At 43.0% G+C, this 242-nt stretch carries 1 pseudogene; it reads left to right on the plus strand.

The features are described from left to right. Positions 1-242, plus strand: a pseudogene (locus AOA60_RS33530) (alpha-N-arabinofuranosidase); the annotation flags it as partial.

The raw sequence follows: 242 nt of genomic DNA on the forward strand, positions 1-242 counted from the left end.
TAGAGAAGATGTCGCAGATTTAGTAAAGGAATTACAAGTTCCGATTGTGCGCTATCCAGGTGGAAACATGGTATCAGCTTATAATTGGGAAGATGGAGTCGGCCCTCTAGAAAATAGACCCAAGAGACTTGAGTTAGCTTGGCGTGTGATCGAAACCAATCAAGTTGGCACAAACGAATTTGTTGATTGGACAAGGAAAGTCAATGCAGAGGTAATGATGGCGGTCAATCTAGGAACTAGAG

The organism is Pseudomonas sp. 2822-17, from assembly GCF_002742485.1.
Taxonomy (GTDB): domain Bacteria; phylum Pseudomonadota; class Gammaproteobacteria; order Pseudomonadales; family Pseudomonadaceae; genus Aquipseudomonas; species Aquipseudomonas cyclaminis.